The 17719-nt window shown below is 56.9% G+C and carries 15 protein-coding genes; 8 read left to right on the top strand and 7 right to left on the bottom strand.

The window, feature by feature from the left end; translation table 11 throughout:
• Window positions 1–238 precede the first annotated feature (238 nt).
• On the bottom strand, window positions 239–1402 hold the full coding sequence (dnaN, locus tag K8W16_RS00925; protein ID WP_304120364.1) for a DNA polymerase III subunit beta: 1164 nt from the start codon (window positions 1400–1402) through the stop codon (window positions 239–241).
• Window positions 1403–2473: 1071 nt separating this feature from the next.
• Here dnaN and K8W16_RS00920 point away from each other — a divergent pair.
• Both K8W16_RS00920 and queA read left to right on the top strand, forming a co-directional pair.
• Entirely contained in the window at window positions 2474–3805 is a 1332-nt protein-coding gene (locus K8W16_RS00920; protein ID WP_304120366.1) for a peptidoglycan DD-metalloendopeptidase family protein, read from the top strand.
• Between the two features lie 106 nt (window positions 3806–3911).
• Window positions 3912–5009: a tRNA preQ1(34) S-adenosylmethionine ribosyltransferase-isomerase QueA gene (queA, locus tag K8W16_RS00915; RefSeq protein WP_304120362.1), complete on the top strand. Its 1098-nt coding sequence runs from the start codon at window positions 3912–3914 to the stop codon at window positions 5007–5009.
• 152 nt (window positions 5010–5161) lie between these two features.
• Here the strand turns inward: queA and K8W16_RS00910 are convergent, their stop codons facing one another.
• Window positions 5162–5809 carry a peroxiredoxin gene (locus K8W16_RS00910; RefSeq protein ID WP_304120360.1) on the bottom strand — a complete coding sequence of 216 codons (648 nt, stop codon included), beginning with the start codon at window positions 5807–5809 and terminating at the stop codon, window positions 5162–5164.
• Window positions 5810–6180: 371 nt separating this feature from the next.
• Here K8W16_RS00910 and K8W16_RS00905 point away from each other — a divergent pair, with 371 nt between their 5' ends.
• Window positions 6181–6708 carry an AAA family ATPase gene (locus K8W16_RS00905; protein ID WP_304120358.1) on the top strand — a complete coding sequence of 176 codons (528 nt, stop codon included), beginning with the start codon at window positions 6181–6183 and terminating at the stop codon, window positions 6706–6708.
• Window positions 6709–6785: 77 nt separating this feature from the next.
• On the opposite strand, the gene K8W16_RS00900 is transcribed toward K8W16_RS00905, so the two are convergent.
• Window positions 6786–7433, bottom strand: a complete 648-nt coding sequence (locus K8W16_RS00900; RefSeq protein WP_304120356.1) for a methyltransferase — start codon at window positions 7431–7433, stop codon at window positions 6786–6788.
• 265 nt (window positions 7434–7698) lie between these two features.
• Between K8W16_RS00900 and K8W16_RS00895 the strand changes: the two genes are divergently transcribed.
• From K8W16_RS00895 to rfaD, 4 genes are all read left to right on the top strand, one after another.
• Window positions 7699–9519, top strand: coding sequence for a 3-phosphoshikimate 1-carboxyvinyltransferase (locus tag K8W16_RS00895; protein WP_304120354.1), 1821 nt, complete (start codon window positions 7699–7701; stop codon window positions 9517–9519).
• Window positions 9476–9730 carry a hypothetical protein gene (locus K8W16_RS00890; RefSeq protein ID WP_304120353.1) on the top strand — a complete coding sequence of 85 codons (255 nt, stop codon included), beginning with the start codon at window positions 9476–9478 and terminating at the stop codon, window positions 9728–9730. The genes K8W16_RS00895 and K8W16_RS00890 overlap by 44 nt, the downstream gene beginning before the upstream one ends.
• A gap of 104 nt (window positions 9731–9834) precedes the next feature.
• Window positions 9835–10533 (top strand): YkgJ family cysteine cluster protein, encoded by a 699-nt coding sequence (locus K8W16_RS00885; RefSeq protein WP_304120351.1) that lies wholly within the window; start codon window positions 9835–9837, stop codon window positions 10531–10533.
• Entirely contained in the window at window positions 10530–11510 is a 981-nt protein-coding gene (gene rfaD / locus K8W16_RS00880) for an ADP-glyceromanno-heptose 6-epimerase (protein WP_304120349.1), read from the top strand. Before K8W16_RS00885 ends, rfaD begins: the two co-directional genes overlap by 4 nt.
• Before the next feature lie 176 nt (window positions 11511–11686).
• Here rfaD and K8W16_RS00875 read toward each other — a convergent pair whose 3' ends face one another.
• Both K8W16_RS00875 and rimO read right to left on the bottom strand, forming a co-directional pair.
• On the bottom strand, window positions 11687–13219 hold the full coding sequence (locus tag K8W16_RS00875; RefSeq protein WP_304120347.1) for an META domain-containing protein: 1533 nt from the start codon (window positions 13217–13219) through the stop codon (window positions 11687–11689).
• A gap of 12 nt (window positions 13220–13231) precedes the next feature.
• Window positions 13232–14518 (bottom strand): 30S ribosomal protein S12 methylthiotransferase RimO, encoded by a 1287-nt coding sequence (gene rimO, locus K8W16_RS00870; protein ID WP_304120345.1) that lies wholly within the window; start codon window positions 14516–14518, stop codon window positions 13232–13234.
• 91 nt (window positions 14519–14609) lie between these two features.
• Between rimO and rdgB the strand changes: the two genes are divergently transcribed.
• Window positions 14610–15242 carry an RdgB/HAM1 family non-canonical purine NTP pyrophosphatase gene (gene rdgB / locus K8W16_RS00865; protein WP_304120343.1) on the top strand — a complete coding sequence of 211 codons (633 nt, stop codon included), beginning with the start codon at window positions 14610–14612 and terminating at the stop codon, window positions 15240–15242.
• 37 nt (window positions 15243–15279) lie between these two features.
• Here the strand turns inward: rdgB and K8W16_RS00860 are convergent, their stop codons facing one another.
• Both K8W16_RS00860 and K8W16_RS00855 read right to left on the bottom strand, forming a co-directional pair.
• A complete protein-coding gene (locus tag K8W16_RS00860; RefSeq protein ID WP_304120341.1) occupies window positions 15280–15996 on the bottom strand; it encodes a Crp/Fnr family transcriptional regulator in 717 nt (238 codons plus the stop codon).
• A gap of 106 nt (window positions 15997–16102) precedes the next feature.
• Window positions 16103–17506, bottom strand: a complete 1404-nt coding sequence (locus K8W16_RS00855; protein WP_304120339.1) for an SLC13 family permease — start codon at window positions 17504–17506, stop codon at window positions 16103–16105.
• Between the last annotated feature and the right edge of the window lie 213 nt (window positions 17507–17719).

The raw sequence follows: 17719 nt of genomic DNA, 5'->3' as shown, positions 1-17719 counted from the left end.
GGCTTTGCCACGGCTTCTTCCCGTACCGTCTTTCTCAGACTCTAAAGAAGACATATTTCCTTAAATAGCAAACATAATATCTGCTGTCGCTTTTTATTCTGCTTTTTGCTGAGTAACGGCATCTGAAAATGTTCCATTTCGGAACAAGTCGTTCTCGGAAAAGGCCGTAACAAAAAACGGCCCGAGACTTTTCCTTGAAAGTTTCGGGCCGCTTCGTATGCACGGGTCAGGGAATTGTTTATTCTTCCGTGTAATAAACTGCATCCCCAATCTTCATAGGCATGAGAATAACGGTATACTGTGCGTCTTCAGAACCGGTGATGCCGCAGGGGCCTTCAGCTCCGGTGAAGACATAATGAAGGCTCTGAGACTGGAAATGTCCGAGTATGTCCATAAGGCTGCGGGTGGGGAAGGCTATGAATTCCAGATCGCCCGAGAACGCTCCTTCCAGGTGTTCCGTAGCGGAACCGGTTTCCTGCCCCTGGGCGGAAAGCTCCACTTCTTGGGGAGAGAAGCGGAAATAGGTGCAGCGGTCGCTGTCATTGTTGAAGATGAGCAGGCGATCCAGCGCGTTCAAGGTCTCGCGGCGGTCGACATCAAGCTGTGAGGTATGGTCGCCGTCCAGCCTGGCAAGGAAGCTCAGGTGGTCGGGATAGCTGAAATTGGCACTTCGCGGAATGCTCAGTGTCTCACTGCCGGAGCCCGTGCGGACATGAAAACGACGTTCGCTGATGTTCAGCATGACTTCGTCGCTTCCCAGCCACTTACGTAGCTCATTGACGTATTTTTTTTGGATGAGCAGGCCGTTTTCAGGAAGAAGGCGAGCCAGTTCATCATTGATAAAGCGTACCATGGCGAACTGATGGCCGTTCAGGCCGCACACATCCACGTTCCCTTTCTCCCCGGCCTTGAGGTACAGGCAGGCCAACCCTTCGGCGCTGTCGTCGTCGCTGATACAGAAGGCCACCCTGTCGATGACGTCCTGGAAAAAATCGCCGGACCAGAGGACTGCACCTTCTTCAGGAAAGGGCGGCAACGGCTGGAACCATACCGGATCCACGGTGGGCAACTTGTAGGAGCGCCTCCCCTGTTCCACAGAAAGAATATGGGTGGCCTCGTCCAGCTTCAGGCTGATCTCTCCTCCAGGCAGGCGGCGCAGAAGCTCCACAAACGCCCGTCCGTTTACACCTGCAGTGCCCTCTTCTTGGATTTCGACGGGGTAGGTGCCGGTGAATTCGATGTTCACATCCGTAGACATGATGGTAAGCCTGTCCCCTTCGGGGCTGCGTACGGCCTGAAGCCAGATGGAACGAAGATACGCCGCCCCCGCCTTACTGGGGATAATGGACGCGGCTTTCTGAAGGCCTTCGATGATCTGTTCCTTTTTGACGGTTAAATACATGCTTTTTCCTTATAGTAGAAGGTTAAGAGTCGACACTTTGTTCCTATCCATAATAACTATCTGTTTTTGTTCTTTTTTATAGGAACAAAAACAGGAACGGAAAAATTTCTTGCGTACATTCCGGCGCGAAGAAGCGGCTGTACGCGCTGTTTGCGCACCTTTTCGTCAGCTTTGTGCCGTCTCTGTGCGCATCATTGTTCGTAACTTTATTTTGGTCAATATTCTCCATAGGATATATCCCTGTCTTACGAGGTGTTCTGCCATAGGCTTCTGCACGGCGACAAGAGGCCTGGGGAGGATGATCAAGCTTTTCTTCCCATATGGAAATTTCTAGTATCTTCCATAAATTCATAGTGTTATATTACAAATCCTTCCTGAAGAATGACGGCTTTTCCAGAAACTGAGACAGAGAACAGAGTCTGTTTCCGAAAAGCAGGGCCCTTTTTTGGTTCATAACTTTCTTTTCCGCCGCGGCGTCGAAAAAAGGTGAAGTGTCGTTCCCGGTATTCCCGCAGAAGAACGGGCTGAAGCGGAAAGCGGAGGGATCCCTCAGACAGGAAAAGGGGGGCGTGTCGTGGATGGAGGAACGGGTTTTTTCTTGGTAGGAGAGATTTTTCATCCGTTGCGGAGGGGGGAGAAAAGTGGGGAATACGGGCGGATAAAATTTTTTTTCTTTTTGCGCCCTGCCCGGAATGATGTGTATAACATATGGTGATTTCATAAAAAATACATCACTGAACAAGGGGGTGTTTCTGAGTGGGCAGAATGCCGGGCATAATTTTTTTACCAGAAAACGCTTGCATAAACAAGCGGTTTTTTGGTTATATACCCCCTAGACGTTCCCTTTTTTCGTATATTTTCTGCGTCGTTCAGCTTTTAGTGTCGGTTATTATGATAAAAAAATATCAAGTATTCCGCGCGTTGCCCGCGTGTGCTCTCTGTATTGTCCTTCTTGGCGCGGCTGTGGCTGCGGGTGTGTTCTTTTCCCGGGAAGAGGGGGCGAACGCTTCCTTTTCTGCCGACAGCGCCCTGTTTTCCCATGCCGTAAAGCCGCATGATTTTTCCTTGGGGATGGACGTGCCCGAGCAGGGGCCGGAACAGCTCGCTTCACTGGGCAGCGGCCTTTCCTTGATGAAGGATTTGTGGGGTGAGGGGGGGCTTTCCGGTGAAGAAGAGAGCCCTGCTCCCCGTTACGACGATTCCCTGCACGCTTTTCTTTCGGCTCGGGAAGGTATGTGCATCCCGAACTATTCCGAAGCCGTGCCGTGGGAAAAGGATAAGCGCTACATGGTGGAGGACTCGGGATGCGGCACGCAGGTTTTCCGCAGCGCCATACGAAGCGGCGATAACGCGGGAGCGATTCTTCTCACCTGGCTGGACAATAATGAGACGGATCAGGCAGTAAAAGCGGCTTCCTCCGTCTATCCTCTGACAAGACTCATGCCCGGGCATCTGTTCAGTGTGGAGCGTCGTGCGCAGGATGAGCGCGTGACGCGTTTTGTCTACGATATCGACGAGGAAAGCCGCCTGGTGGTGGAACGCGGGGAAGAGGGCTTTAGCGCCCGCGTGGACGTTCTGGAATTCGATATAAAAATGGTCAAGGTGAGCGGCGTTATACGTTCTTCGTTGTTTGAAGCCATGGCCGATGCCGGGGAATCCGCCAACCTGGCAGTGCGTCTGGCCGAGGTGTTCAGCCATCAGATCAACTTTGTGAAGGACGTACAGGAAGGCGATACGTTCGAGCTGGTGGTGGAAAAGAAATATCTCGGCGACGAATTCCGCCGTTACGGCGATATCATCGCCGCGCGTTTTACCAATGACGGCAAGGCGTTCGAGGCATTCCGCTTTGTGGAAGAGGGCGGCAGGGCAAGGTATTTCGCCGCAGACGGAAGTTCTCTGGAAACGCAGTTTTTGAAGGCCCCGCTTCATTTCACGAGAGTAAGCTCCGGTTATACCATGCACCGCAAGCATCCCATCTTCGGGAAGGTTCGTCCCCATCAGGGCGTCGATTACGCCGCCCCCAAGGGTACGCCCGTCAAGGCCCTCGGCGCCGGTACCGTGACGTTCCGCGGCTGGAAGAACGGCTACGGCAATACCCTCATTCTCAGGCACAGCGGGGGCATTGAAACGCAGTATGCCCACCTTTCCCGTTTCGCCTCTTCCTTGAAGGTAGGGCAGAAGGTTGAACAGGGCGAGGTGGTGGCCTTTGTGGGCGCTACCGGCATCGCCACAGGGCCGCATCTTGATTTCCGCGTCAGGAAGAACGGCAAGTTCGTCAATCCCGATACTCTTTCGGGCGCACGTTCCGCTCCGGTGGCGAAGAAAGCGCGCGGACGGTTCAACATTGCCGTGTCGCAGGCCCGTATCCTGCTGGACGGCGATATTGCCGTTGCGGAGAATTGATCCTCACAGTCTATCATCTGCAAGGGCTGGCTCCTTCCGTTCCGGAGGAGCTGGCCCTTTGATATTGTCCTTTCATGCCCGCGCAGGGCAAAAAAACGATGTGAACATGATGAACGAATCCGACTTTCAGCTGTCGAGCTATGATTACGAACTGCCGGAAGAGCGTATCGCCCAGTACCCGCCGAAGGAGCGAGGAGCGTCCCGCCTCATGGTGCTGGATCGGGAAAGCGGCAGAAACATCCATACCACCTTTTCCCATCTGGCCGAATTTCTGCCGGAAGGAGCGCTGCTTGTGGCCAACAACTCCTGTGTGGTGCCTGCGCGTCTTTTCGGACACAAGCCTTCCGGGGGTAAGGCCGAGCTTCTGCTGCTGACGCCTCCTCCTCTTCTCAAAGCCTGCTCCGTGAAAGAGGGCGATTGGAGCAGGGCGCAGGCCGAAGTCTTGCTTCGTCCGTCCCGCAGTATCCGCGTAGGCGACCGCCTGACTTTCGACGACTGCATCGAAGCGCAGGTTTTGGAGAAAAAAGACTTCGGCCGGCATGAGGTCATGCTTTTCTGGAAGAACGACCTTGTTGAATGTATGAAGCGTATCGGTCGTCTGCCGCTTCCGCCCTATATCAAACGTGAACAGAGCGGTGAGGATATCGCCCGCTACCAGACCGTGTACGCCGATAGGGAAAAGTCCGGCAGTGTTGCAGCACCCACAGCGGGGCTCCATTTCACTGAGGAGATGCGCAAGATTCTTGCCGGGCAAGGTATAGGATGGGCCGAGGTGACGCTTCATGTGGGCTACGGCACCTTCAGCCCAGTGCGGGAAAGCGACATACGCGAGCACCCCATGCATAGCGAATATGTGGAAATATCACCGGAAAGCGCCGAGGCGGTGCGCAGAGCGCGGGAGGAAGGCCGCCCCGTCATCGCCGTGGGTACGACCTCCTGCCGTACTCTGGAAGGCTGCGCCGCACAGAGCGGCGGAGAGATTCCCGTCGGCGGGTGGCACGGCTGGACCAATATCTTCATCTATCCCGGATATGAGTTCCGGGTGGTGGATCATCTCATCACCAACTTTCATCTTCCGCAGTCGTCGCTCATCATGCTGGTGGCGGCTCTGTGCGGCAGGGAGCGCATCCTTTCCGCCTATGCCGAAGCCGTGCGTGAAGAGTACCGTTTCTTTTCCTACGGCGACGCCATGTTCATACGCTGAGTGTCGGGTGAAGGGAGGGGACGTGCATGAAAAAATGTTCGTCCCCAGCTTCATGCTCTCCGGCTGCGAGTCCCGGAGAAGCGCGTCCGCGCGGCGGAAAGTACGTTGTTCCGGCCGGGCGGACGCTTTTTTAATCGTTGTCCGTCGGAAATTCAGATTTCCTTGTGGCAGAACCACCAGTCGAACCCTTCGTATTCCTTCAGCCTTGTTTTTGCGGCCTTTGTGTCGCAGGCGGGCGGAATGATGACGCGGTCTTCTATGAGCTCATTGTGCGGCCAGTTGGCCGGCATGGCGCAGCCGTGGCTGTCGGAAATCTGCAGGGCCTTCAGAGCACGGAGTATTTCATCCATGTTTCTGCCTACTTCCTGAGGGTAGTAGAGCATGAGGCGCACCGTGCCCTGAGGATCTGCCAGAAAGACCGCGCGTACCGTGTTGCTGCCCTTGCCCGGGTGTATCATGCCGAGTTTCCGGGCTATCTCGCCCCGGTCGTCGGCGATGACGGGAAAGTCAATCTCCACCCCGAGCCTGTCCCGTATCCATTCCATCCATTTGATATGGGAAAAGACCTGGTCGATGGAAAGGCCCACCAGCATGGCGTTCAGCTCGGCGAATTTCTGGATTCTGTGCTGAAAGGCCACGAATTCCGTAGTGCATACGGGAGTGAAGTCTGCAGGATGGCTGAAAAGGACAAGCCATTTTCCCCGGCTGTCTTCCGGCAGGCTGAGAGGGCCGTGGGTGCTGGAGGCCTTGATTTCCGGGAGAGGCTGTCCCAGCATGGGCATGGTGAAGGTTGCTTCCATGTTTTTTTCCTTTTTTATTGAAAATGATTTTCATTTTTATTTTTAAAAGCTTTGTTCTGTCAAGCCCTGCGGTTATACTCAGCTTGGAGGGGAACATGCCGGGTGGACGGGAAGGAAAAAGGCGGCCTGCGTTCTGTTCCCGGATGCTGCTTTTTCCTGTGCGGCAAGAAGAGGCCGTTCATCTTTTTTCCCGTAGGAGAGGAGGGGGCATCTCCCCGGGCCGCAGGGGAGATGCCCCCTATGCAGGTCTCCTGTTTCTCATTCGGGGGAAAGCCTGTTGCTTCGTTACGCAGTGTTGTCCGGCGTGCTTTCATGGGGCTGCGTGGCGGATGACGGCAGGAAAAAAGGACGACGGAAGGAGAGCGACAAATATGAAGCAACTCATCCTGATCAACGGCCCCATGGGGGTGGGGAAAAGCTCCGTCTGCACCGAGCTTCTTCCCCTGCTTTCCCCTGCCGTGTTTCTCGACGGAGACTGGTGCTGGAACATGTCCCCTTTCATGGTGACGGAGGAAACCCGTACCATGGTGCTGGATAACATCACCCATCTTCTGAATAATTTTCTGCGTTGTTCGGAGTATCGTTTCATCATTTTCTGCTGGGTGATGCACACGCAGGCTATTGTGGACAGTGTGCTGGAGAGGCTCGACCTTGTCGGAGTGAAGGTGACCCTTATCACGTTGACGGCTTCTCCGGAGGCTCTTTCCGCGCGGATACTGGCTGATATCGCCCGCAAGGTGCGAAGTGCGGGGGTTCTTTCACGCAGCCTGGAGCGCCTGCCCCTTTACCGGGATATGGCGAGCGTGAAGATTGAGGTCAGCTCCATCACTGCAAAAGAGGCCGCAGAGAACATCGCGGAGATGCTTTTTAAAAAAAGTGAGACTAATCTTATATTATAAGATTGGTCTCACTATAAAATATCCCTATTCAGGCTTTCCCGGGCGAATGTTCCGGCAGATATGCCTGAAAAAGGGAGCTACTTTGCGATTTCCCAGATGGAGACGGGCACGGGCACGTTCTGCTCCGTAAGCGGGGAAATGGGGAGAGAGCACAGGCGGTTGTGGCGTAGGCCGCAGCGGGGGATAACGTCAAGAAGATGATGGAAAATGTCTCTGCCGGGTTCCGCTATCCAGGCGCGGCCGCCTTTTTGCAGCATGGCGGCAAGGAAGGCCGCGATAGGTTCGGCGAATTCTTTTTCATACATGATATCCCCGGCCCAGATGCGTGAGAAGCTTTCCGGCGGGAATGTGGGCTTTCGCCAGTCCATGACCGTGAAGTTCACACCTTCTATGCCGTTGAGGACGGCGTTTATCTTCGCGTACTCCAGGGCTTCCGCCTCATAGTCCATGGCCGTGACCTTCGCTCCGAGCCACTGCCCAAGAAGGGCAGTGAAGCCCAGGCCGCAGCCCATGTCGAGGCAGGCCCTGCCCTTGATATCGTCCTGCATTTCCGCAAGCCATCCGGCAAGAGCCAGGGAGGACGGCCATATTTCGTTCCAGTAGGGTGCCTCTTTGCCTTCCTGGCCGTCCATGGCGGCCCAGAGTTTGTCCATGTCGGCTCGGCGTATATGCCAGAGGCGTCCGCAGGACTGAAAAAGTCGGTCGAAGGGTGTAAAGCGTTCCATGCGTCTTCCTTGTGTCTTTCTGCATTTTCGGACAATGTGCCCGAACGGCGGCAGTATATGCCGCTCTTCCCCCGGGGGGAAGGGGCGGGGTAAAGGGCTTGCCGGGCATGTCCAATAGGGGTATCATGCCCCTTCACCTTGGCTTTCCTGTTGTGGAAAAGCCATGTTCATGGTGTCCGTCCGGGGCGTCGGTCCGCTTTTCTGCCCCTTTTGAAACGCCGTGCGCGCTGCCGACGCGCCACGCACAGAGCAAAGCAGGTTTGACATGGATAATAGGGGTGAGGACAGAAAGGATTCCGCGAGGCGTCCCTTCAGGAAGAACGAGGGCGAACGCAGCGAGAACCGTCGCCGGGATTATGCAGAGGGCGCTCGTCCGCGTCGTTTTGAGCGCGGAAACGACGAAAAGCGGGAAGGACGCAGGGAATTTCGGAGTGACCGTCCGCGTACGGATCGCGCAGCTTCACGCGGCCGCGACCTTGGGGCGCTCATGGATCTGGATAATGATATCCTGCATCTCGTGGTGCGTCGCGCTCAGATGCTCGCCCGCCTGCGCAGCGGCGGCCGCCTTGCTCCTGAAACGGAAAAGGCCCTGCGCACGGCATGGGAAAGCAAGGCCGCTCGCCTTGCCCGCGACAACCGTCTCTCCCGTGATCTCTTCGTTCTTCTTCAGGCCATTGAGCCCATGACGCGCATGGAGGAAGAGCAGGGGTATTACAACCTTTCCCCTAACGGCGAAGCCGTGGATATCCATATTCCCGCTCCTTCCGATACTGTGGCCGCCCGCTGCTGGCTGGCCATGGCCGCCGCCTCCGGCCAGGAGACCTCTCTTTCCCGCGTGCCCCTTACCGATGCCGTGGTCAGCTCCGTGAAGGTGCTGAATCAGCTCGGCGGTCTGCTTCGCTGGGAAGAAAACGGCGAGGTGCAGAGCCGCCCCGGCAAGGGCCTTGCCCGCAATATGGACAAGGTTATCCATGTCGGCGACGACGTTTTCAATCTCTGGCTCGTCATCGCGCTCTGCGTAGGCATGCCCGCGCGGCTCAAGCTTACGGGCGACAGCTCCCTGCGTTTTATCGACATTGCACCCCTGCGTCATTTCCTGCCTCAGCTCGGCGTGCGCCTGACCAACGTCATTCCTTCTCAGGACGGCTTGCCTGTGCGTATGGAATGTTCCGGCCTCATGCCCCGCGAAGTGCGCATCACGGACGATCTTCCCGAAGACTTCGTGGCCGCGCTGGTGCTCGCCTCTCCCTTCTGGGAAGGGGATTGCCGGCTTGTCCTGCCAGAGCAGGAACCTCGCCTTCTTTCTCTCGTTCTGGACGTACTTTCCGGCTGCGGCGTGAAGTTCGCCCGTAACGGGCGCGAGCTCACCGTGGAGCGCGGCTCCATTGCCGTGCCTGCGCATCCCGTGGTGCCCATGGATGCCTCCGTTGCGGCGACGCTCCTCATGCTTCCCGGCTTCAACGGCGGTACGGCCGAGCTGGAAGGCGTGTGGGGAAGCGGTGCGGCCTTCTCTCTGGTGGAGAAGATCCTGCGCGGGGCCGGGCTCAACGTGAAGTACGGCGCGCAGAAGGTGACGTGCACGGGCAAGGAGCGTGAAACCTCCGCGCCTGCACCCGAAGTCATGGCCGACGTGCTTTCCCTCAGCCCTTCGCTTCTGCCTCTCTGTGTGGTTCTTATGGCCGCCGCAGCCCATGAAGGAGCTTCTGTTTCCCTGCCTGCGCTGCCGGAAGAAGACAGACATCTCGTCACGGCTTTCCTCGCCCGCTGCGGCGTGGAGGAGAAGGACGGCGTGCTTGTGCCTGTGGAGGAAACCGTCCCCGGTTCCTGGGTGGCACCTTCCGCACACTGGGCCATGGCCTATGCCCTCGGCGCTTTCCTGAAGCCCAATCTGCATCTTTCCAATCCGGGCATCATGACCGGACTCTTCCCCCTGTTCTGGAACCTGTATAACACCCTTCCCCACCCCGAACTCAGGCGTAAATCCGAACAGGAGGTAGAAGATGCCAAGCCCGCGAGAAGAAGAGTCATCGCCCAGGGAGTCTATGGAGAGCTTCCTCCTGAACCCGCTTCCGGAGACGATTTCTGAGCTTGAGGCCCAGATGGATATCATCGCCGCAGAGCAGAAGCGTTGCCATGAGGCGATACGGCGCTTCATGGATGCGGAAGATGTAGAAAAGGGCATTGTTTTCCCGCAGGAGATTCACGAACTGCATCAGCGGAAGAACATGCTGGAAACTCACATGCAGTACCGCCGGGTGCGCGTCAACCGCCTGAAAATGTGGAAGGGCGTCAGGTAACCCTTTATGCTCCCGGACATGTTCATGAAAAAGCCCGGCCCGCGCGGGAAGCTGTGCCTTCCTGCGGGAAACGGGCTTTTTCCTAAAGTTCCAGTGAGGATATCATGAGCGAACAACAACAATGCCGCCAGTGCGGAACCTGCTGCCGCAAGGGCGGCCCCGCGCTGCATAAGGAAGACACTCCCCTTCTGGTGGAGGGCGTGCTTCAGCTGCAGGATCTGTGCACATTCCGCGCGGGCGAACTCGTGCGCGACAACTCCAACGACCATGTGGTACCTCTTCCTGAGGAAATCGTGAAGATAGCCGCGCCCTTCGGTTCCCGCCCGGATGACTGGACCTGCCGCTTTCTCATGGAGGACAACCGCTGTTTCATCCACGGCAGGCATCCGGCAGAGTGCCGGGCGCTTTTCTGTGAAAACCCGAAGGCTCTCTTGTCCATGCAGGGTGAGGACAGGCTGGATCGCCGGGCCATTCTTGAACTTCTCCATGCTCCTCAGTGGCTCATGGAATCTGTGGAAGCCCATGAAGAGAGCTGCAGCTATGCCGCCCTTACCGACATAGCCTCCCGCCTTGAGGAGGAGGAAGAGGCGCGCCGCGCTCTGGTGAAGGTAGTGGAATACGACAGGGCCTTCCGGGAACTTGTCATGGAAAAAGGCAGGGTGCGCAAGGAAATACTGGACTTTCTGTTCGGCCGTCCGCTCATGCACACTGTCATCATGTTCGGCATCGACGCCAGACACAACGCCGACGGCGGCATTACCCTTGTGCAGACCACCAAGGCCACACTGAAGAGGCACGCATGATCATTGTAACCGGCGGCGCCGGCCTCATCGGCGCGAACATGATATGGGAACTGAACCGGCAGGGCGAAGACGACATACTTGTGGTGGACAATCTTGCCTCCACGGAGAAGTGGAAGAACCTTTCCCACCTGCGCTACAGCAACTACATGCACCGCGACAGGTTTCTTGAGGAACTCCGTTCCGGCAAGAAGCTGGAAGGCGTGGACTGCGTGATCCACATGGGTGCCTGCTCTTCCACCACGGAACGGAACGCCGATTTTCTCATGGAAAACAACTTTCACTATACGGTGGAGCTGTGCCTTGCTTCTCTGGAGGCCGGTGCGCGGTTCATCACCGCGAGCAGCGCCGCCACCTACGGCGACGGGGAACTCGGCTTTTCCGACTCCCTGGATATCATGCCGAAGCTCCGTCCTTTGAACATGTACGGCTATTCCAAGAAGCTTTTCGACATGTGGTGCCTGCGTCACAAGCTGCTCGGCGAAGTGGTGAACCTCAAGTTCTTCAATGTCTACGGGCCGGATGAATATCACAAGGGCAGCATGATGAGCATGGTCTGCCGCGCGGTTCCGCAGGTAAAGGAGACAGGGAAGATCCGTCTTTTCAAGTCCGACAATCCGCATTACGGCGACGGGGAATCCGTGCGCGACTTCGTGTATTCCAAGGACTGCGCTGCACTCATGTGCTGGTTCATGGAAACGCCCTCCTGCAACGGTATCTTCAACGTGGGCACGGGCCGTGCCCGCAGCTGGAACGACCTTGCGAAGGCTGTGTTTTCCTCCATGGACAGGGAGGAGAACATCGAATACTTCGACATGCCCGAGCATCTCAAGGGCAAGTACCAGTATTTTACCGAGGCCGATATGTCCTGGCTGGAGCGCGAGAACTGCCCTGTGAAGTTCCATTCCCTGGAAGAGGGCGTGGACGACTATGTGCGCAACTATCTCATGCAGGATGATCCGTATCTCTGCTCTCTGTAGAGATTGATGATCCACTAAGCGGCGAGCCGCCTTTCCGTATTCGGGAAGGCGGCTCGCTTTTTAGGGATCTTGCTGCATAATGTGTTCCGGAAATTGTGGATTTACCGGGGATAACCGTGCGTTGCCGCAAGGCCCGGTTTGCCATAGGTCAGACATGGACAGTAAGGTTCCGGCATTTACATTTCCACGGCTTCAAACACGGCGATGATATTGTTTTTAGCGCGAAATTCCAGCATGGAACCGTTGATGTTCCATTCATCCACTTTGGGGAACATTTCCTGGATAGCGCGGGCCTGCTCTTCACCCTGGGGGCAGAGGCGGAGCGTGGAGCCCCCGCCGGAGAAGGTCAGGCGCTGATCTTTTCTTTCCCAGTCCATAAAGAAGTTGTTGCATCCGTCGGAGCCGCTGGCCTGCCCTTTATCGCGCAGGATAAGATGGGGTTCGGGTTGATCTGGGAACTGTTCCACGGCCTTGCCGTTGATTTCACGCATGCGCCAGTAGGTTCCGAGCAGGGGTGCGGAAGCGTAGTTTTCCGTGGAGCAGACACCGCCTTTTTTGACTACGAAGACATTGGAGGCCTCAAGCGCACCTTCCTGCATGCGGCCTTCCAGCACCACGGAGGCATTACCGGTTTCCTGCATGATATGGCTGAGTTGCTCATAGCCCTTGCCGGAAGGCAGAAGGGGGATATCCCGCTGGGAATTACATTCGGAAAAAACGGGTTTGCCGCCCTGATTCCTGATTTCCCCTTCGATAAGGAAGCCTTTGGAAGGCCAGGGGAGCTCGGCAGGCTGAAGTTCCACCCTCTGAGAGGAAAGGCCGCTCAGTAAAAGTCCGCCCCCGGCTTCGCGTGTGGCAGTCACGGGTTTGAGCGCCCCACGCGTGATTTCTATGGTGCGGTTTCTGTCCTTTTCCATCCAGGTGCCCATGTACTGGTTGCGGTCGCCGTCCTGTGTGAGCAGGGCGAGGCCTCCGGCTTCCAGGTAGAGGTGCACGGTGCTTTCCTTGCCGGAAACGCGCAGCGTCCCCTTGTAGCTTGCCGGAGTCTGGAGCGGCGGAAGCTGATGTTCGCCGGGCATGGTGCGGTAGAGCAGTATGCGGGGGGTAGAGGGCAGGGAAAGGTTTTCATCGTTCTGCGTGGCGAAGAGCGTTTCCCCACTGTGCAATATGGCGGCGGCAAGGCGCACCTCTTTTCCCGTGATCTGTTCCAGATAGTAGACACGGAAGCCTATTTCTCCGCTCCCGGGAGCAGGCGCGATGGATACGCCCACGGGCATCGAGGAATGAAGGGGATAGAGCTGGACATATACCACCACCTGCGGCGGCAGGGCCATACGTTCGCGGAAGAACAGCGTCCCTTCCAGCTTGCCCACCTTGGCGCGGCTTTTTTTCCATATCACGGTCGCGCCGTCGGCATCGGTAAAGGTCAGGCTGCCTGTGCGGGACTCTTTGAGAACGAGCTTTTTTTCCAGAACCTTCCCGCCGGGAGTGTCCATGAAGGAAAGGGTGAGCACTCCGTTTTCCACATGCCAGTGCACGCCGGAAAGCGTTGCCTGGCCGGGAAGACCAAGGGAGCCGTCTTCATCCAGAAAATAGAGGCGTTCCTGCTCGTCTACCCATACGCCGCTGAGGTCGCTCTTTGTTCCCGAGGTGGCGACACAGGCGGCGAGAAGAAGCGAACAGAAAAGAAAGAGCAGTAGTTTTCGCATGATGTTTCCTTGTTATGCCAGGGCGATCAAATCATACTCCCTAGTTTCCACAATGTCGGCTTCCACCATGGCGCCTTTTTCAACACCAGGGCCACTGACATAGGTCAGACCGTCCACATCCGGGGCCTGGAACCATGTGCGGCCGGTGTAAAGGCCCGGCCATTCGTCGGAACTTTCGTCGACCAGTACTTCCATACGCTGCCCGGCGTATGCGGAAAGAATATCCTCGCTGATGGAACTTTGCAGCTCCATCAGAGCATCCCTGCGTTCTTCTTTGATATCCTCGTCGATCTGGTTCGGCATGGAGGCGGCTTCAGTGCCTTCTTCAGGTTGGAAAGCAAATACTCCCATGTGGTGGAAGCGGTTTTTTTCCACAAAATCCATGAGCGTGCGGAAGTGCTCGTCGCTTTCCCCGGGGAAACCTACCATCATGGTGGTGCGCAGGGCCGCTCCGGGGAACACGTCGCGTATGCGGTCCACCGCTTCCTGCGGGTTGCCGGAGAAGGGGCGACCCATACGCCTGAGCACGTCCGGGTGGGCATGCTGTAGAGGCATGTCGAAATAGGGGACAAAGGGCTTGCCTGCTTCCTTGAGGAACTGCAGAAGATCGCGGGTGAGCCCGGCCGGATACAGGTAGAGCAGACGCAGACGCCTGAGTCCTTCAAGGGAAAGGAGTTTTTCCAGCAGGAAGCGTGGATCTTTGCCGAAGTCTGTACCATAGGCTGTCACGTCTTGGGCCACGAGGATGAGTTCTTTCACTCCATCCTGCACCAGGGCGGAAGCTTCCATAATGAGTTTGTCTGCGTCTTCAGAGGTGTATTTGCCGCGTATGGAGGGAATGGCGCAGAAGGAGCAGTTGTGGCGGCAGCCTTCTCCTATCTTCAGCCAGGCATAGGAAGGGCCGGTGCTGAGCAGACGTCCGGAGGCGGGGGGGTCCAGTTTGAGGGCCCGGGCAAGTTGTTCCGCCCAGGTACCGATATCGTCGGTATGCAGCCAGAGATCCACTTCCGGAAGTTCCGCCTTGAGATCGGCAATACCATAGCGGCCGGGCAGGCAGCCGGCTACGGCGAGGAAGGGCCTTTTTCCTCCGGGAAGGGAGCCTATGTCCTCTATCATTTCCACGACGGCCTGCACGGATTCCTGCACGGCGGGAGCGATGAAGGCGCAGGTATTTATGAACACAAGGTCTGCCTGTTCGGGCATATCCACGGTGACGACGGGCCCGAGAGATCCCAGCAGCCGTTCGGTATCGACGCGGGTCTTGGGGCAGCCAAGGCTTTGGGAATAGATACGGAGCATACTACCTTCGGAGCAGACCTGGACTTGTCAACAGGACTGGCCTGCGATATCTCTTTCTGCCATGAAAACCGCCTTTCGGCAAGGAGACCCCATGGCAGCTTCCTGCACGCTTATTCTCGCAACGCATAATCAGGGCAAGGTCAGGGAACTTCGTGCCCCCCTGGCCCGGTTCGGCTTCCATGTGGAAAGTTTGCCCGAGGGCTTTCCCGATATAGAGGAAACAGGTGCGACCTTCGAGGAAAACGCCCTCATTAAGGCCCGCACCGTGGCCGATATGCTGCACCTGCCCGCCGTGGCCGACGATTCCGGCCTGGAGGTGGACGCCCTGGGCGGCGCGCCCGGCGTGTATTCTGCAAGGTACGGCAGGGACTGGCCTCTTCTGGAGGGGGAAAGCAAGGATGAGCGTAACAACAGAAAGCTTCTTGCGGAGCTGGAAGGAGTGCCGGAAGAAAAGCGCAGCGCCCGTTTCCGTTGCTGCATGGCCATGGTCTATCCCTCAGGATGGAAGGATTCTCCCGCCGATATTGTAGCCTCCGGCGCGTGGGAAGGCGTGATAGCCCGGCAGCCTTCCGGGGAAAACGGCTTCGGCTATGACCCGCTTTTCTTCGACCCTGAGCTCGGCTGCACGGGAGCGGAACTGTCCCGCGAGGCGAAAATGGCCCGCAGTCACAGGGGCAAGGCCCTTGCGCGGCTGCTGGAGGAACTCGGGAAAAGGCAGGCCTGACGCGAGGCTGAGAGGATAAGGCCATACGTTGAATTATCTACTTATTTCCCGTACGGCACATATCGCGCAATCCTTCTCTGTCCAGTATTTCCAGTTTTGTTCTGGTGAACTCCCCAAGGATACCCCGCTCCCGTAAATCGTGCAGAACACGGCAGACAGTGCTTCTGTGCAGGCCCAGGGCAAGAGCAAGGTCGGACTGGGAGAAGCGGGGCCTCAAATGGCCCGAACCTTCTTCTTGAAGGCGGAAAAGATAGCGGCAGACCAGATTTTCCGGAGAAAGGCCTACCCTTTCCTCTATTTGTCCGAAAAAGGCTCCGGCCTTCAGGATAAGAGACTGCACAAGGTTCATCATGAGCTCGGGGTGGAGCAGCGTGAAGGAACGGTCTTCCAGAAGGCTTTTGGGGAAGAGATAGACCTCGCAAGGCTCCATGGCCAGAAAAGAGGCTGTGCTGAGGGGCGCGACGTGCATGCAGCTCAGTTCACCGAAAATACAGCCTGCCCCGATATGCAGGAAAATCCTTTCACTGCCGTTTTCTCCCAGTGAGGAGAGACGTATCAGCCCCTTGTCCAAGAAGGCGAAGCGGTCGTTGCCGGGACATTCTGTCCAGCACCGTCCCTTGTCGAGAGGGAGATATTCTCCCTGTGAGAGAATGCTGCGCCATACACTGTTCTGCTCAAGCATGGAAATGACGTTGTTTTCCTTCCATACGCTGCCTGTACCGAAAGACGCGCAGAGGGGACCGGGGCGTTCCATGGTGTTTCCTGCCTGAAGAAGGTGGGAGAGGTTTCCATGGTAGTCCTGAACATTATGTAACACAAGAGCCGCCCCGCAATGCGGGACGGCTCTTGTATGCCGGGCCTTACATGCCCATCATGGGCCAGAGGAAGGTTGCCGTGATAAGGACGGCGAAAGAAACGAGGAACATGCGCAAGGTCATGAGCACCAGCACATAGCGTATGCGCACATAGCCGGTGGCAAACATGATGAGCGCAGGCGCGAGCTCATAGGGCAGGAAGAACTGATCCAGCCCGTACAGGAAGCTGTAGAGCACGGGCTTGATGGGCATGCCGAGGCTGGTGGCGATTTCCGCCATGGGGATGCTGAGACTGGTGGCTGCAGCTACGGGCGTGAGCACCAGGTTGGAGAGCACGCCTACCCAGTAGGCGAAGAACGAGGCCAGGGGCAGGCTCTGTATTTCACGCAGTATGGGCATGAGCTTTTCCGAGAGCCATGCGGGTATGCCGAGGCTGCCTGCGATGATGCCTATGGCCATGCAGCCTGCGATAAAGAAGAGGATGGAGAACTGTACCTTTTCGATATCGTCGCCGGTGAGTAGTTTGAAGAGCGGAGTGAATCCGAGAAGTACAATGGAGCAGAACACATAGTAGCCGGGAATATGGTGCAGCGGTTCGGAAACAAAACCTATGAGCGCGGCCACGGTGAGCAGAAGCGTTTTCTTTTCCTCGCGGCTCATGGAACCGAGTTTGCGCAGTTCATCCGAAGCCACGGCTCGGCAGCTTGCAATGTGCACGGCAAGCTCGCGGCTTCCGAACACATGGAGGATGCCGTAAGCCACGAAGGCGTGGAGCGCTTGGAACCCCATGTTTTCAAAGGCGAAGCTGAGCCAGGTGAAGGGTACGCCCATATCCTTGACCATGAGCAGGCCGATGATGCCCGTATTGTTGGGCAGATACATGGCCGAAGGAATGGCCGCGCCGAAAAAGGCCGCGAGAATGATGGTGGCGGAGGAGCGGGAATTCTTGTCCAGTTTGAGACTTGTGCACATGCCCTGGGCGATGGTCATGAAGATGATCATGACGGTGATGATATCGGGGATGATGGCGGCAAGTACGAGGCCCGCCAGCAGAAAGGCCGCGTACAGACGTACCGGAGTGGTGCCTATGCGTGTGAGCAGCACCAGGGCGATGCGGCTTGCAAGATTGCACTTGTCCATGAGAACGCCGAGCAGCATGCCGCACAGGCTGAGCCACGGGATGGGGGCCGTCCAGCCGACAAAGGCCAGTTCCGGGGCGGCCACGCCCGTGATTACATAGTACATGAGCAGCAGAACGACGGTGGCGAAGTTCGGCAGCAGGCTGGTGGCGAACATGGCAATGGCAAGGATGGTGCCGAACCAGTACAGGTTCACCTGCGGCTTGGCCGCGTCGTACAGAAGAAAGGTGGCCGCTCCGGCGATGGCGAAGCAGATGAGCCAGCTCAACAGCTTGCTGTTTTTTAAAGAGAGGACCGAGGCAGAGGGCATGGTTGCTCCTTGAGGTGTTTGAGGTGACGGTATCCTGAAAGCTCCAGCCGGTTTTTTCTTTCTCAAACCACAGGGAATGATATGCGCGATTTTTTCTTCCATGCTGTCCTTTTAAAGACATTTTTTACAAGCTTGGGGGAAAAAGTTTTTTTGCGCGAAAATATTCCGTTGTTTTGCATGCAGACGGGGGAAGAAAACGTGTAAACAGCGGCG

Source organism: Mailhella massiliensis, from assembly GCF_020741395.1.
GTDB classification, from domain to species: Bacteria; Desulfobacterota; Desulfovibrionia; order Desulfovibrionales; family Desulfovibrionaceae; genus Mailhella; species Mailhella massiliensis_A.
This window is presented reverse-complemented; position numbering and strand designations above follow the sequence as displayed.

Bases quoted from the DNA above. Each gene is read 5' to 3' on its own strand.
- K8W16_RS00895 (WP_304120354.1), top strand. From the start codon at position 7,699: ATGGATAATAGGGGTGAGGACAGAAAGGATTCCGCGAGGCGTCCCTTC.
- K8W16_RS00905 (WP_304120358.1), top strand. From the start codon at position 6,181: ATGAAGCAACTCATCCTGATCAACGGCCCCATGGGGGTGGGGAAAAGC.
- K8W16_RS00910 (WP_304120360.1), bottom strand. From the start codon at position 5,809: ATGGAAGCAACCTTCACCATGCCCATGCTGGGACAGCCTCTCCCGGAA.
- K8W16_RS00860 (WP_304120341.1), bottom strand. From the start codon at position 15,996: ATGGAACGCCCCGGTCCCCTCTGCGCGTCTTTCGGTACAGGCAGCGTA.
- rfaD (WP_304120349.1), top strand. From the start codon at position 10,530: ATGATCATTGTAACCGGCGGCGCCGGCCTCATCGGCGCGAACATGATA.
- rimO (WP_304120345.1), bottom strand. From the start codon at position 14,518: ATGCTCCGTATCTATTCCCAAAGCCTTGGCTGCCCCAAGACCCGCGTC.
- K8W16_RS00900 (WP_304120356.1), bottom strand. From the start codon at position 7,433: ATGGAACGCTTTACACCCTTCGACCGACTTTTTCAGTCCTGCGGACGC.
- dnaN (WP_304120364.1), bottom strand. From the start codon at position 1,402: ATGTATTTAACCGTCAAAAAGGAACAGATCATCGAAGGCCTTCAGAAA.
- K8W16_RS00920 (WP_304120366.1), top strand. From the start codon at position 2,474: ATGGACGTGCCCGAGCAGGGGCCGGAACAGCTCGCTTCACTGGGCAGC.
- K8W16_RS00890 (WP_304120353.1), top strand. From the start codon at position 9,476: ATGGAGAGCTTCCTCCTGAACCCGCTTCCGGAGACGATTTCTGAGCTT.
- queA (WP_304120362.1), top strand. From the start codon at position 3,912: ATGATGAACGAATCCGACTTTCAGCTGTCGAGCTATGATTACGAACTG.
- rdgB (WP_304120343.1), top strand. From the start codon at position 14,610: ATGGCAGCTTCCTGCACGCTTATTCTCGCAACGCATAATCAGGGCAAG.
- K8W16_RS00885 (WP_304120351.1), top strand. From the start codon at position 9,835: ATGAGCGAACAACAACAATGCCGCCAGTGCGGAACCTGCTGCCGCAAG.
- K8W16_RS00855 (WP_304120339.1), bottom strand. From the start codon at position 17,506: ATGCCCTCTGCCTCGGTCCTCTCTTTAAAAAACAGCAAGCTGTTGAGC.
- K8W16_RS00875 (WP_304120347.1), bottom strand. From the start codon at position 13,219: ATGCGAAAACTACTGCTCTTTCTTTTCTGTTCGCTTCTTCTCGCCGCC.